At 59.6% G+C, this 13,079-nt stretch carries 13 protein-coding genes and 1 pseudogene; 13 read left to right on the top strand and 1 reads right to left on the bottom strand.

Annotated elements, in window-relative coordinates:
- The first annotated feature begins 2 nt into the window (after nt 1–2).
- The 5 genes from tgt (at nt 3) to AB5I78_RS24075 (ending at nt 5,021) form a co-directional block, all read left to right on the top strand.
- Complete coding sequence (gene tgt, locus AB5I78_RS24095) at nt 3–1,118, top strand: tRNA guanosine(34) transglycosylase Tgt (RefSeq protein ID WP_003175976.1); 1,116 nt, start codon at nt 3–5, stop codon at nt 1,116–1,118.
- Nucleotides 1,119–1,161: 43 nt separating this feature from the next.
- A complete protein-coding gene (gene yajC, locus AB5I78_RS24090; RefSeq protein ID WP_003175975.1) occupies nt 1,162–1,500 on the top strand; it encodes a preprotein translocase subunit YajC in 339 nt (112 codons plus the stop codon).
- Between the two features lie 62 nt (nt 1,501–1,562).
- Nucleotides 1,563–3,431, top strand: coding sequence for a protein translocase subunit SecD (gene secD, locus AB5I78_RS24085; RefSeq protein ID WP_106578266.1), 1,869 nt, complete (start codon nt 1,563–1,565; stop codon nt 3,429–3,431).
- Between the two features lie 9 nt (nt 3,432–3,440).
- Complete coding sequence (gene secF / locus AB5I78_RS24080) at nt 3,441–4,355, top strand: protein translocase subunit SecF (RefSeq protein WP_106578267.1); 915 nt, start codon at nt 3,441–3,443, stop codon at nt 4,353–4,355.
- A gap of 123 nt (nt 4,356–4,478) precedes the next feature.
- Nucleotides 4,479–5,021, top strand: coding sequence for a glycine zipper 2TM domain-containing protein (locus tag AB5I78_RS24075; protein ID WP_015885750.1), 543 nt, complete (start codon nt 4,479–4,481; stop codon nt 5,019–5,021).
- 204 nt (nt 5,022–5,225) lie between these two features.
- Here AB5I78_RS24075 and suhB read toward each other — a convergent pair whose 3' ends face one another.
- A complete protein-coding gene (gene suhB / locus AB5I78_RS24070; protein WP_369302141.1) occupies nt 5,226–6,041 on the bottom strand; it encodes an inositol-phosphate phosphatase in 816 nt (271 codons plus the stop codon).
- A gap of 145 nt (nt 6,042–6,186) precedes the next feature.
- Between suhB and trmJ the strand changes: the two genes are divergently transcribed.
- The 8 genes and pseudogenes from trmJ to hscA all read left to right on the top strand — a co-directional run bounded on the left by trmJ (nt 6,187) and on the right by hscA (nt 13,076).
- A complete protein-coding gene (trmJ, locus tag AB5I78_RS24065) occupies nt 6,187–6,957 on the top strand; it encodes a tRNA (cytosine(32)/uridine(32)-2'-O)-methyltransferase TrmJ (RefSeq protein ID WP_003210307.1) in 771 nt (256 codons plus the stop codon).
- Nucleotides 6,958–6,959: 2 nt separating this feature from the next.
- Nucleotides 6,960–7,741 (top strand): annotated as a pseudogene (cysE, locus tag AB5I78_RS24060) (serine O-acetyltransferase).
- A 299-nt stretch (nt 7,742–8,040) separates the two neighbouring features.
- Nucleotides 8,041–8,532, top strand: coding sequence for a Fe-S cluster assembly transcriptional regulator IscR (gene iscR, locus AB5I78_RS24055; protein WP_003194020.1), 492 nt, complete (start codon nt 8,041–8,043; stop codon nt 8,530–8,532).
- 50 nt (nt 8,533–8,582) lie between these two features.
- Nucleotides 8,583–9,797 carry an IscS subfamily cysteine desulfurase gene (locus tag AB5I78_RS24050; protein WP_017530022.1) on the top strand — a complete coding sequence of 405 codons (1,215 nt, stop codon included), beginning with the start codon at nt 8,583–8,585 and terminating at the stop codon, nt 9,795–9,797.
- Between the two features lie 99 nt (nt 9,798–9,896).
- Nucleotides 9,897–10,283, top strand: a complete 387-nt coding sequence (gene iscU / locus AB5I78_RS24045) for a Fe-S cluster assembly scaffold IscU (RefSeq protein ID WP_003175965.1) — start codon at nt 9,897–9,899, stop codon at nt 10,281–10,283.
- 28 nt (nt 10,284–10,311) lie between these two features.
- Nucleotides 10,312–10,635 carry an iron-sulfur cluster assembly protein IscA gene (gene iscA / locus AB5I78_RS24040; protein WP_003209680.1) on the top strand — a complete coding sequence of 108 codons (324 nt, stop codon included), beginning with the start codon at nt 10,312–10,314 and terminating at the stop codon, nt 10,633–10,635.
- An 8-nt stretch (nt 10,636–10,643) separates the two neighbouring features.
- On the top strand, nt 10,644–11,165 hold the full coding sequence (gene hscB, locus AB5I78_RS24035; protein WP_242199880.1) for a co-chaperone HscB: 522 nt from the start codon (nt 10,644–10,646) through the stop codon (nt 11,163–11,165).
- Nucleotides 11,166–11,213: 48 nt separating this feature from the next.
- The gene (hscA, locus tag AB5I78_RS24030) at nt 11,214–13,076 is read left to right on the top strand and encodes a Fe-S protein assembly chaperone HscA (protein WP_369302140.1); all 1,863 of its coding nucleotides are present in this window, start codon (nt 11,214–11,216) and stop codon (nt 13,074–13,076) included.
- Nucleotides 13,077–13,079: the final 3 nt, after the last annotated feature.

The following is a 13,079-nucleotide window of genomic DNA, read 5'->3' as shown; positions in this document are numbered from 1 at the left end:
GTATGTCGTTTGAATTGTTGGCCACGGATGGCAAGGCTCGTCGTGGTCGCCTCACGTTTCCGCGCGGCACCGTCGAAACCCCGGCCTTCATGCCCGTGGGCACCTACGGCACCGTCAAAGGCATGCTGCCGCGTGACATCGTCGCCACCGGCGCCGAAATCATCCTCGGCAACACCTTCCACCTGTGGCTGCGCCCGGGCACGGAAGTGATCAAGAAGCATGGCGACCTGCATGACTTCATGAAGTGGCAGGGCCCGATCCTCACCGACTCCGGTGGTTTCCAGGTGTTCAGCCTGGGCGCCATGCGCAAGATCAAGGAGGAGGGCGTGACCTTCGCCTCGCCGGTCGACGGGTCCAAGGTATTCATGGGCCCGGAGGAGTCGATGCAGGTGCAGCGCGACCTGGGCTCCGACATCGTGATGATCTTTGACGAATGCACGCCGTACCCGGCGGACGAAGACGTGGCGCGTATCTCTATGGAGCTGTCGCTGCGTTGGGCTCAGCGTTCGAAGAATGCCCATGGCGACAACACCGCGGCGCTGTTCGGTATCGTTCAGGGCGGCATGCACGAAAGCCTGCGCAAGCGCTCGCTGGAAGGCCTGGACAAGATCGGCTTTGACGGCCTGGCCATCGGCGGTTTGTCGGTGGGTGAGCCCAAGCACGAGATGATCAAGGTGCTGGATTACCTGCCGGGCCTGATGCCGGCTGACAAACCTCGTTACCTTATGGGCGTTGGCAAACCGGAGGATCTCGTAGAGGGTGTGCGCCGCGGTGTGGACATGTTCGATTGCGTGATGCCAACCCGTAATGCCCGCAATGGGCATCTGTTCATCGATACAGGCGTGCTGAAGATCCGTAACGCGTTCCATCGCCATGATGATTCGCCGCTGGATCCCACCTGTGACTGCTACACCTGCCAGAACTTCTCGCGCGCTTATCTGCACCATCTGGACAAGTGCGGGGAAATGCTGGGTAGCATGTTGAATACCATCCACAATTTGCGTCACTACCAAGTCCTGATGGCTGGTTTGCGCGAGGCTATTCAACAGGGTACATTGGCCGCCTTCGTCGATGCCTTCTATGCCAAGCGCGGGCTCCCTGTGCCGCCCTTGGACTGAGTTTTCCGACCCTAAGATTCACTATTTGCAACTGGAGTGCTAAATGAGCTTTTTTATCTCTAATGCCATGGCTGACGCCGCTGCGCCTGCCGCTGCCGGCCCTATGGGCGGTGGTTTTGAGTGGATTTTCCTGGTCGGCTTCCTGGTCATCTTCTACCTGATGATCTGGCGTCCACAGGCCAAGCGCGCCAAAGAGCAGAAAAACCTGCTGGGCAGCCTGCAAAAAGGCGACGAAGTTGTGACCACTGGCGGCATCGCCGGCAAGATCACCAAGGTTTCCGATGCTTTCGTGGTTCTGGAAGTCTCCGACACCGTAGAAATGAAGTTCCAGAAGGGCGCCATCGCCGCCACGTTGCCAAAAGGCACGCTCAAAGCGATCTGAGTAACAACCTTTACCAATCGACGGGGCGCGCAAGGCGCCCCGCGTTATAAGCGGGCGGCGTGATGCTGAACAAATACCCTCTGTGGAAATACGTACTGATCCTGGCGGTGCTGGCGATCGGTTTTATTTATTCCGCTCCCAATCTTTATCCTGATGACCCTGCGATCCAGATCACGGGCGCCAGCACTTCGCTGCAAGTCAATCAGGCTGACCTGGAACGCGCGAGCAAAGCGCTCACCGACGCGGGCATTCAGGTTAAAGCGGCAACATTGGCGGCTGATGCGAAGGGCGGCTTGTTGCGCCTGACCAAGGCAGAAGACCAATTACCGGCCAAAGACGTTGTGCGCAAGGTCATGGGTGACGACTACGTTGTCGCGCTGAACCTGGCACAGACCACGCCAAAATGGCTGCGCAGCATTGGCGCGCACCCGATGAAGCTGGGTCTGGACTTGTCCGGCGGTGTGCACTTCCTGTTGGAAGTCGACATGGACAAAGCCCTCGACGCACGCCTGAAAGTCTACGAAGGCGATGTGAAGAGCCTGCTGCGCAAAGAGAAGTTGCGTTATCGCAGCCTGCCGCAGCTCAACGGTGCCATCCAGCTGGGCTTCTCTGACGAAGCGTCCCGCGAACAGGCCCGTGCGCTGATCCGCAAGAACTTCAACGATTTCGACATCGTGCCGGCCGACCTCAATGGTCAACCTGTACTGCGTCTGGCGATGACCCCAGCCAAGCTGGCGGAAATCCGCGAATACTCCATCAAGCAGAACTTGACCACGGTACGTAACCGCGTCAACGAGCTGGGTGTGGCTGAGCCGATTGTTCAGCGTCAAGGCGCCAACCGCATCGTGGTTGAGTTGCCGGGCGTGCAGGACACTGCTGAAGCCAAGCGTATCCTGGGTAAGACCGCCAACCTGGAGTTCCGTCTGGCTGCTGAGCCGGGTGCTTCTCGCGCGACTGCCGAAGAATTCGAGTTCCGTGAAGGTAATCGTCCTCCAGCGCTGATCGAGCGTGGCTTGATCATCACCGGCGACCAGGTCACCGATGCCAAGGCTGGTTTTGGCGAGCACGGCACGCCTGAAGTGAACATTCGTCTGGATGGTCACGGCGGCGAACTGATGAGCCGCGCCACGCGCAGCAACGTTGGTCGCAGCATGGCGGTGATCTTCATCGAGCAACGCCCGATCACCACCTACACCAAGCAAGTGGTCAACGGCGTCGAGAAAGACGTGCCGGTGCAGACCTTCAAGGAAGAGAAGAAGATCATCAGCCTGGCGACCATCCAGTCGCCACTGGGTGCTCAATTCCGCATCACGGGCCTGAACGGCCAGGGCGAATCGTCCGAGCTGGCACTGCTGCTGCGTGCCGGTGGCCTGGCGGCGCCGATGTACTTCGCTGAAGAGCGCACCATTGGCCCGAGCCTGGGTGCCGATAACATCACCAAGGGTATCGACGCGGCCTTGTGGGGCATGCTGTTCGTGTCGCTGTTCATCATTGCCATCTACCGCTTCTTCGGCATCATTGCCACCGTGGCCCTTGCGGGCAACATGGTCATGCTGCTGGCGCTGATGTCGCTGCTGGGCGCTACACTGACCCTGCCAGGTATCGCCGGTATCGTGCTTACCATGGGTATGGCGGTAGACGCCAACGTACTGATCTTCTCGCGGATTCGTGAAGAGATCGCGGCGGGCATGACCGTACAGCGTGCAATCAACGAAGGCTTCGGCCGGGCATTTACCGCGATTCTTGACTCCAACTTGACCACTTTGCTGGTCGGCGGGATTCTCTTTGCCATGGGCACCGGCCCGGTCAAAGGTTTTGCGGTCACCATGTCCCTCGGTATCTTTACCTCGATGTTCACGGCCATCATGGTGACCCGCGCAATGGTCAACCTGATCTTTGGCGGGCGTGACTTCAAGAAGTTGTGGATTTAAGGGGCTGCCATGTTACGTACAATCAACTTCATGGGCGTTCGCAACATTGCGTTCGGCGTCACTGTGCTCCTTACCGTTCTGGCGCTGTTCAGCTGGTTCCATAAGGGCCTGAACTACGGTCTGGACTTCACCGGCGGTACGCTCATCGAGCTGACCTACGAGAAGCCGGCCGACGTTACCCTGGTGCGCAACGAGCTGGTCAAGGCCGGCTATCACGAAGCCATCGTGCAGAGCTTTGGTGCAACTACCGATCTGCTGGTGCGTATGCCAGGTGAAGACCCGCAACTGGGTCACCAGGTAGCCGAAGCCTTGCAGAAGGTCGGCGGCGACAACCCGGCGTCGGTCAAGCGCGTTGAGTTCGTAGGCCCGCAGGTGGGTGAAGAGCTGCGCGACCAGGGCGGCCTCGGCATGCTGATGGCGCTGGTCGGCATCATGATCTACCTGGCGTTCCGCTTTCAGTGGAAGTTCGGCGTCGGCGCGATTGTGTCGCTGATCCACGACGTGATCGTGACCGTGGGCATCCTCGCGTACTTCCAGATCACCTTCGACCTGACGGTATTGGCGGCGGTGCTGGCGATCATTGGTTACTCGCTCAACGACACCATCGTGGTATTCGACCGGGTGCGTGAAAACTTCCGTGTACTGCGCAAGGCGTCGCTGATCGAGAACATCAACGTCTCGACCACCCAGACCCTGCTGCGGACCATGGCGACATCGATCTCCACGTTGCTGGCGATTGCTGCGCTGATGATCTTCGGTGGCGACAACCTGTGGGGCTTCTCCCTGGCGCTATTCATCGGCGTTCTGGCGGGCACCTACTCGTCGATCTACATCGCCAACGTGGTGCTGATCTGGCTGAACCTCAACAGCGAAGACTTGATCCCTCCTGCCGCTACCGGCAAGGAGGTCGACGACCGCCCTTGATGGGCGCTTGTTGACACGCTGTTACAAAGAAGGCGCGAGTATTGAACTCGCGCCTTTTTTTTTGCTCCAAGGCTGGGTATAGCGCGGACGTTTCGGTCCGCTTGTGATGGTCAGGAGGTTCACGTGAACAAGTCGTTGCTGGTTGGTGCGGTATTGGGTGCTGTCGGTGTGACTGCCGGGGGTGCTGTTGCCACCTACAGCCTGGTAAAAAGCGGCCCTGAGTATGCGCAAGTGCTGGCGGTGCAGCCGGTGAAAACCCAGATTAAAACCCCGCGCGAGGTCTGCAAGGACGTCGCCGTAACCCGGCAGAAGCCGGTGCAGGATCAGCATCAAATCGTCGGCACCGTGGTGGGTGCGCTGGCCGGTGGCCTGTTGGGCAACCAGGTTGGTGGCGGTAATGGCAAGAAGCTGGCGACTGTAGCCGGTGCGGTGGGTGGCGGTTACGCCGGTAACAAGGTTCAGGAAGGCATGCAGAACCGCGATACCTACACCACCACGCAAACCCGGTGTAACACCGTCAACGACATCAGCGACAAGGTTGTCGGCTATGACGTGCGGTACACCCTGGATGGCAAGGAAGGTTCGGTGCGGATGGACCGTGATCCGGGTGGTCAGATCCCGGTCGACAAGGAAGGGCGCTTGGTGCTGGGCCAGAACCAGCAGTAATCCAAGGCCTGGCATAATTCAAAATGTGGGAGGGGGCTTGTCTCCCGATAGCGCTACATCAGTTAATGAATTTTTGACTGGTCCACGCAATCGGGGGCAAGCCCCCTCTCACATTTGATTTGTTGTGTAGCTGGTGTTTGAGTTCGCACCAAATGCCAGGCATAAAAAAAGCACCCCTCGGGGTGCTTTTTTGTGCTCGCTCGCTTAGCGCTTCAGCGAAGCCGGCAGGTGCGGCTGGATCGCCGTCAGTACTGCCTTGAAGCATTTGGTGTTGCCGGCAACGACGTGGCCTTTCTCAAGGAAGTCGTGACCGCCGGTGAAGTCGCTCACCAAACCGCCAGCCTCTTGAATCAGCAGGGCGCCTGCGGCCATGTCCCACTCGGACAGGCCCGACTCCCAGAACGCATCAAAACGGCCGGCAGCCACATAAGCCAGGTCCAGGCTGGCTGCGCCAGCGCGACGGATACCGGCGGTCTGGCCAACCAGGGCGCGGAACATGCCCAGGTAGTTTTCCAGGTTGTCCATCTGGTCGTCACGGAACGGGAAGCCCGTGCCCAGCAGGGCGCCGTCCAGGCTGGTGCGACCGCTGACACGCAGGCGACGACCATTCAACTGGGCGCCACGGCCACGGCTGGCGGTGAACTCTTCCTGGCGAACCGGGTCCAGAACCACTGCGTGTTCCAGGCGGCCACGGTATTTGCAGGCAATGCTCACCGCAAAGTGTGGGATGCCGCGCAGGAAGTTGGTGGTGCCATCCAGTGGGTCGATGATCCACAGGTAGTCTTCGCCTTCGCCGCTGCCTTTGTGCAAACCGGTTTCTTCGCCGAGGATGCTGTGGGTAGGGTAGGCCTTGCGCAGCGCATCGATGATTTTCTGTTCGGCGGCGCGATCCACCTCGGACACATAATCCTTGGCGTCTTTTTCGTCGACCTTGATGGTATCCAGGCGCTCGATGGAGCGGAAGATCAATTCACTGGCGCTGCGGGCGGCGCGCAGCGCGATATTCAGCATGGGCTGCATGGATGTGTCACCTAAGGTTGTTAAAGAAAGCCGGGCATTCTAGCAGAAACTTTCTTCAGGTGAAGGACGACGTTAGCTTTCATGGCATAACCTTAGGCTGTTCTGTAAGATTTGCTCCCCTTTCCCGTGTCCGAGAGCGCCTCCCTTGCTGCAAAACATTCGTGTCGTTTTGGTCAATACCAGTCATCCCGGCAACATTGGCGGGGTGGCGCGAGCCATGAAAAACATGGGGCTGACGCGCCTGGTGCTGGTCGAGCCGCGCGTGTTCCCGCACCACGAGGCCGATGCCCGTGCATCCGGCGCCAATGACATCCTCGAAAAAGCCCAGGTCGTCGCCACGCTGGAAGACGCCTTGGTCGGCTGCAACCTGGTGCTCGGCACCAGCGCCCGCGACCGTCGCATCCCCTGGCCGCTGCTGGATCCGCGCGAGTGCGGCACCAAAGTAGTGGAAGAAGCTGCCGGCGGCGCAGAAATCGCCTTGGTATTCGGCCGTGAAGACTCCGGCCTCACCAATGAAGAGCTGCAGCGATGTCATTACCACGTGCACATTCCATCAGACCCTGAATTCAGTTCGCTGAACCTCGGGGCGGCGGTGCAGGTATTGAGTTATGAAGTGCGCATGGCCTGGCTGGCCGCTGAAGGTCAGCCGAGCAAGGTAGAAAAGGATGAAGTCGCATCGACCAAGAGTGGCGAACTGGCCACGATGGACGAGCTGGAGCGATTCTATGAGCACCTGGAGCAAACCCTGGTGGCCATCGAATTTCTCGATCCGGAAAAACCACGGCACTTGATGGCACGCCTGCGTCGCTTGTACGGGCGCAGCTCGGTCAGTCGAGCAGAGATGAATATATTGCGTGGCATCCTCACGGAAACCCAGAAAGCGGCCCGTGGCGAGCTGCTTAAGCGGAAGGATTAAAAATGTTCGAGCGTTTGCGAGAAGATATCCAGAGTGTTTTCCACCGTGACCCGGCGGCGCGCAACGCCTTTGAAGTGCTGACCTGCTACCCGGGCATGCACGCGATCTGGATTCACCGCCTGTCCGGCGCGTTGTGGGGCATGGGCTGGAAATGGCTGGCGCGCGTGGTGTCGAACTTCGGCCGCTGGTTGACCGGCATCGAGATTCACCCGGGTGCCAAGGTGGGGCGTCGCTTCTTTATCGACCATGGCATGGGCATTGTGATTGGCGAGACCGCCGAAATCGGTGATGACGTGACCTTGTATCAAGGCGTGACCCTGGGCGGTACCACCTGGAATAAAGGCAAGCGCCACCCGACGCTGGGTGATGGCGTGGTGGTAGGGGCGGGCGCCAAGGTGCTCGGCCCCTTTACGGTGGGTGCCGGTGCCAAAGTAGGCTCCAACGCCGTGGTGACCAAGGCCGTACCGCCTGGCGCCACCGTCGTGGGCATTCCGGGCGGATTATCGTCAAACCGGAAGTCGGCGATGAGCAGGAAGCCAAGCGCAAGGCCATGGCTGAAAAGATCGGCTTCGACGCCTACGGCGTCAGCGAAGACATGCCCGATCCCGTGGCGCGTGCCATCGGGCAGTTGCTAGACCACTTGCAGGCAGTCGATGGCAAGCTGGACGGCATGTGCGGCGCGTTGAAGGAGTTGGGCAGCAACTATTGTGCGAAAGATCTGCCTGAGCTGCGCGAAGAAGACTTTGCCGAGATCAAGAGCGAGGCCGCCACCAAGGCTGGCTGAGTCTTAAGGTCGGTAAAAATCTCCTGTGGGAGCTGGCTTGCCTGCGATAGCGGTCTGCCAGCCACCCTTTCATTACTGATCCACCGCTTTCGCAGGCAAGCCAGCTCCCACATTTGATCTCCACTGGTCTTGAGATAAGGCTTGGCCCCTGTTCGCGCTGTTCGATCCCACCCCATCCTGCTATAATTCGCGCGCCCTTTTTACGGGTAATCCTGACTAAAGTACTAGGTCTTATAGTTGACTTAAATACTCGGGAATCGCATACTTGCTCCCATTCTGAAACACCTTGGTACTTGTCCATGAGACTGACTACAAAAGGCCGATACGCGGTAACCGCCATGCTTGACCTGGCCTTGCACGCGCAAACTGGGCCGGTGTCCCTGGCCGATATCTCCGAGCGCCAAGGCATTTCCCTGTCCTACCTCGAACAGCTGTTTGCCAAATTGCGCCGTAGCAACTTGGTTTCCAGCGTACGTGGGCCGGGTGGCGGCTACCAACTGTCCCGCGACATGCAGGGCATTCAGGTAGCCCAGGTGATCGACGCGGTCAACGAATCCGTCGATGCCACCAAATGCCAGGGTTTGGGTGATTGCCACGCCGGCGACACCTGCCTGACGCACCACTTGTGGTGTGACTTGAGCCTGCAGATCCATGAGTTTTTGAGTGGTATCAGCTTGGCTGATCTTGTGACTCGCCGTGAGGTGCAAGAAGTAGCCCAGCGTCAGGACCAGCGCCGTTGCAATACCAAGGCGCCGCGTCTGGACAAGATCGAAGCGTCCGCCGTCGAGTGACAGCCGCAGAGCTAACGGCACGCCAGCCAGCCTGATTTAGGAGAAAGTCCATGAAATTGCCGATTTACCTTGATTACTCAGCGACCACCCCGGTTGATCCGCGTGTCGCGCAAAAGATGAGCGAATGCCTGCTGGTTGACGGAAACTTCGGCAACCCGGCCTCCCGTTCCCACGTGTTCGGCTGGAAAGCCGAGGAAGCGGTCGAGAACGCTCGTCGCCAGGTGGCTGACCTGGTGGGCGCCGACCCACGCGAAATTGTCTGGACCTCTGGTGCTACCGAGTCCGACAACCTGGCAATCAAGGGCGCGGCGCATTTCTACGCGACCAAAGGCAAACACCTGATCACCACCAAGATTGAGCACAAGGCTGTCCTCGACACCATGCGCCAACTGGAGCGTGAAGGTTTTGAGGTCACCTACCTCGAGCCAACCACCGACGGCATCGTCACCCCGGCCATGATCGAAGCCGCGCTGCGTGAAGACACCATCCTGGTTTCCGTGATCCACGTGAACAACGAAATCGGCACCATCAACGACATCGCGGCCATCGGCGAGCTGACCCGTTCCAAGGGCATCCTGCTGCATGTCGACGCGGCTCAGTCCACCGGCAAGGTCGACATCGACCTGTCGAAACTGAAAGTCGATCTGATGTCGTTCTCCGCCCACAAGACTTACGGTCCTAAAGGCATCGGCGCGCTGTACGTGAGCCGCAAGCCTCGCGTGCGTATCGAAGCCACCATGCACGGCGGCGGTCACGAGCGCGGCATGCGTTCCGGCACCCTGGCGACCCATCAGATCGTCGGCATGGGTGAAGCCTTCCGTGTAGCCAAAGAAGACATGGCTGCCGAAAACGTGCGCATCAAGGCTTTGAGCGATCGCTTCTACAAGCAGGTCGAGAACCTTGAAGAGCTGTACATCAACGGCAGCATGACCGCCCGTGTACCGCACAACCTGAATTTGAGCTTCAACTACGTCGAAGGCGAGTCGCTGATCATGGCGCTCAAGGACCTGGCGGTTTCGTCCGGTTCGGCCTGCACCTCGGCCTCGCTTGAGCCTTCGTACGTGCTGCGCGCCCTGGGCCGCAACGACGAACTGGCACACAGCTCGATCCGCTTTACGTTCGGCCGTTTCACCACCGAAGAGCAAGTCGACTACGCCGCGCAGAAAGTCTGCGAAGCCGTCAACAAGCTGCGCGTTCTGTCGCCGCTGTGGGACATGTACAAAGACGGTGTCGACATTTCCAAGATCGAGTGGGCGGCACACTAAATATAGAAGCCGCCACCCAAGCTCTGTAGGAACGTGGCGGAAAACGCAGGCGTTTTTACAGGGTTCCAGAGCGGCCCTGATGAGTGAGGATTCAGTACCATGGCTTACAGCGAAAAGGTCATCGACCACTACGAAAACCCGCGCAACGTCGGCAAGATGAACGCGGAAGACCCTGATGTCGGCACTGGCATGGTCGGCGCTCCGGCGTGCGGCGACGTTATGCGCCTGCAGATCAAGGTCAACGACGCTGGCGTTATCGAAGACGCCAAGTTCAAGACCTACGGCTGCGGTTCCGCCATTGCCTCAAGCTCCCTCGCGACCGAGTGGATGAAAGGCAAGACCCTGGATGAGGCTGTCACCATCAGCAACACCCAGCTGGCCGAAGAACTGGCCCTGCCGCCAGTGAAAATTCACTGCTCCGTACTCGCAGAAGACGCCATCAAGGCGGCCGTTCGCGACTACAAGCAGAAGAAAGGCTTGATCTAAGCATTTGGCGACGAGTAAGGAGTCAACGATGGCTATCAGCATGACAGAAGCGGCTGCGCAGCACATTCGCCGCTCCCTGAATGGGCGCGGTAAAGGTGAGGGGATTCGTCTGGGTGTTCGCACCACGGGCTGTTCCGGCCTTGCCTACGTGCTGGAGTTTGTCGACGAGGTGGTCGAAGAGGATCAGGTGTTCGAAAGTCACGGCGAGAAAGTGATCATCGACCCTAAAAGCCTTACCTACCTGGACGGCACCGAGCTCGATTTCGTCAAGGAAGGGTTGAACGAAGGCTTCAAGTTCAACAACCCAAACGTACGCGGTGAATGTGGCTGCGGCGAAAGCTTCAACATCTGAGGCTATCTGTGGGTACTCCTTGTCATTTCGCTTTATTCGAGCTGCAGCCGAGCTTTCGGCTGGACCTCGAGCAGCTTGCCACGCGCTACCGAGAACTGGCGCGTGGCGTGCATCCGGACCGCTTCGCTGACGCTTCCGAGCGTGAGCAACGCCTGGCGCTGGAGAAGTCGGCCAGCCTCAATGAAGCCTATCAGACGCTTAAAAGCCCCCCGAAACGCGCGCGTTACCTGCTCGCGATGAACGGTGGCGAGTTGCCAATTGAAGTCACGGTGCACGACCCGGACTTCCTGATGCAGCAGATGCAGTGGCGCGAAGAACTCGAAGATTTGCAGGACGAAGCCGATGTGGCCGGTGTCGCAGTCTTCAAGCGCCGTCTGAAAATGGCCCAGGATGAGCTCAACGAAAGCTTCGCAGCCTGTTGGGATGATGCAGCGCAACGTGAACAGGCCGAACGCCTGATGCGGCGCATGCAGTTCCTCGACAAGCTCACCTACGAAGTGCGCCAGCTAGAAGAGCGCCTCGACGATTAACCCAGTGCTGCCCGTGCACGCCTGATAGACAGATAAGACCTGATTACCATGGCCCTACTGCAGATCGCCGAACCCGGCCAAAGCCCTCAACCGCACCAGCGTCGCCTGGCGGTCGGGATTGACCTGGGCACCACCAATTCCCTGGTCGCCGCCTTGCGCAGCGGCCTATCCGAGCCGCTGCCCGACGCCGATGGCCAGGTTATCCTGCCGTCGGCCGTGCGCTATCACGCTGACCATATTGAAGTTGGTGAGTCGGCCAAGCTGGCGGCGTCCTCCGATCCTTTGAACACTGTGCTGTCGGTCAAGCGCTTGATGGGTCGTGGTCTGTCCGACGTCAAGCAATTGGGTGACCAGCTGCCGTATCGCTTTGTCGGCGGCGAATCGCATATGCCATTCATCGACACCGTCCAGGGCCCCAAAAGCCCGGTGGAAGTGTCGGCCGATATCCTCAAGGTGCTGCGCCAGCGCGCGGAAACCACCTTGGGCGGCGAACTGGTCGGCGCGGTGATTACCGTGCCTGCGTATTTTGACGATGCTCAGCGCCAAGCCACCAAGGACGCGGCGAAACTCGCCGGTCTGAACGTGCTTCGCCTGCTCAATGAGCCGACGGCGGCCGCTGTGGCCTATGGTCTGGATCAGCACGCCGAAGGCCTGGTTGCGATTTACGACCTGGGCGGCGGCACCTTTGATATTTCGATCCTGCGCCTGACCGGCGGTGTGTTCGAGGTGCTGGCCACCGGTGGCGATACCGCCTTGGGCGGCGATGACTTCGATCACGCCATTGCCGGCTGGATCATCACCAGCGCCGGTTTGTCTGCCGACCTGGACCCGGGCGAGCAGCGGCATTTGCTGCAAACCGCCTGTGCGGCCAAGGAAGCGCTGACTGACGCCAACTCTGTCGATGTTTCCTACGGTTCCTGGTCGGCTCAGCTGACGCGCGAAGCCTTCGACGCGCTGATCGAGCCAATGGTCGCTCGCAGCCTTAAAGCCTGTCGCCGTGCGGTACGTGATTCCGGCGTTGAGCTGGAAGACGTGGCTGCCGTGGTCATGGTCGGCGGTTCGACCCGTGTGCCGCGTGTGCGCGAAGCCGTTGCTGAAGCATTTGGTCGCCAGCCGCTGACTGAAATCGATCCGGATCAAGTCGTCGCCATCGGCGCCGCGATCCAGGCCGATACCCTGGCTGGCAACAAGCGCGACGGTGGCGAATTGCTGCTGCTCGACGTGATCCCGTTGTCCCTGGGGCTGGAAACCATGGGCGGCCTGATGGAGAAGGTGATTCCACGCAACACCACCATCCCCGTTGCCCGCGCCCAGGACTTCACCACCTATAAAGATGGCCAGACGGCCATGATGATTCATGTGCTGCAAGGTGAGCGCGAGCTGATCAGCGACTGCCGCTCCCTGGCGCGCTTTGAATTGCGCGGTATTCCGGCGATGGTAGCCGGTGCGGCGAAAATCCGCGTGACCTTCCAGGTTGACGCCGATGGTCTGCTCAGCGTGGCTGCGCGTGAGCTGGGCTCAGGCGTAGAAGCCAGCATCCAGGTCAAGCCGTCCTACGGCCTGACCGACGGCGAAATCGCCAAAATGCTCAAGGACTCGTTCCAGTACGCCGGTGACGACAAAGTCGCTCGCGTGCTGCGTGAACAGCAAGTCGATGCGCAACGCCTGCTTGAGGCCGTGCAAGGCGCTCTCGATACCGATGGCGAGCGCCTGTTGGACGCCGAAGAGCGCATGGTCATCGACCTGCAGATGCAGGAGCTGGCCGAACTGATGAAAGGCAACGATGGTTACGCCATCGAGCAGCAGACCAAGCGCCTGTCGCAGGTGACTGATGCCTTTGCCGCCCGCCGCATGGATCAGACGGTGAAAGCCGCACTGGCCGGGCGCAACCTGAATGAAATCGAGGAATAATTA

This window comes from Pseudomonas sp. N2-3-1-14, assembly GCF_041228395.1.
GTDB lineage: Bacteria > Pseudomonadota > Gammaproteobacteria > Pseudomonadales > Pseudomonadaceae > Aquipseudomonas.
The sequence above is the reverse complement of the archived record's forward strand: the minus strand, read 5'-3'. Positions and strand labels throughout refer to the sequence as shown.

Excerpts from the sequence above, each read along its gene's own strand:
- tgt (WP_003175976.1), top strand. The coding sequence starts at position 3 with ATGTCGTTTGAATTGTTGGCCACGGATGGCAAGGCTCGTCGTGGTCGC.
- yajC (WP_003175975.1), top strand. The coding sequence starts at position 1,162 with ATGAGCTTTTTTATCTCTAATGCCATGGCTGACGCCGCTGCGCCTGCC.
- secD (WP_106578266.1), top strand. The coding sequence starts at position 1,563 with ATGCTGAACAAATACCCTCTGTGGAAATACGTACTGATCCTGGCGGTG.
- secF (WP_106578267.1), top strand. The coding sequence starts at position 3,441 with ATGTTACGTACAATCAACTTCATGGGCGTTCGCAACATTGCGTTCGGC.
- suhB (WP_369302141.1), bottom strand. The coding sequence starts at position 6,041 with ATGCAGCCCATGCTGAATATCGCGCTGCGCGCCGCCCGCAGCGCCAGT.
- iscR (WP_003194020.1), top strand. The coding sequence starts at position 8,041 with ATGAGACTGACTACAAAAGGCCGATACGCGGTAACCGCCATGCTTGAC.
- AB5I78_RS24050 (WP_017530022.1), top strand. The coding sequence starts at position 8,583 with ATGAAATTGCCGATTTACCTTGATTACTCAGCGACCACCCCGGTTGAT.
- iscU (WP_003175965.1), top strand. The coding sequence starts at position 9,897 with ATGGCTTACAGCGAAAAGGTCATCGACCACTACGAAAACCCGCGCAAC.
- iscA (WP_003209680.1), top strand. The coding sequence starts at position 10,312 with ATGGCTATCAGCATGACAGAAGCGGCTGCGCAGCACATTCGCCGCTCC.
- hscA (WP_369302140.1), top strand. The coding sequence starts at position 11,214 with ATGGCCCTACTGCAGATCGCCGAACCCGGCCAAAGCCCTCAACCGCAC.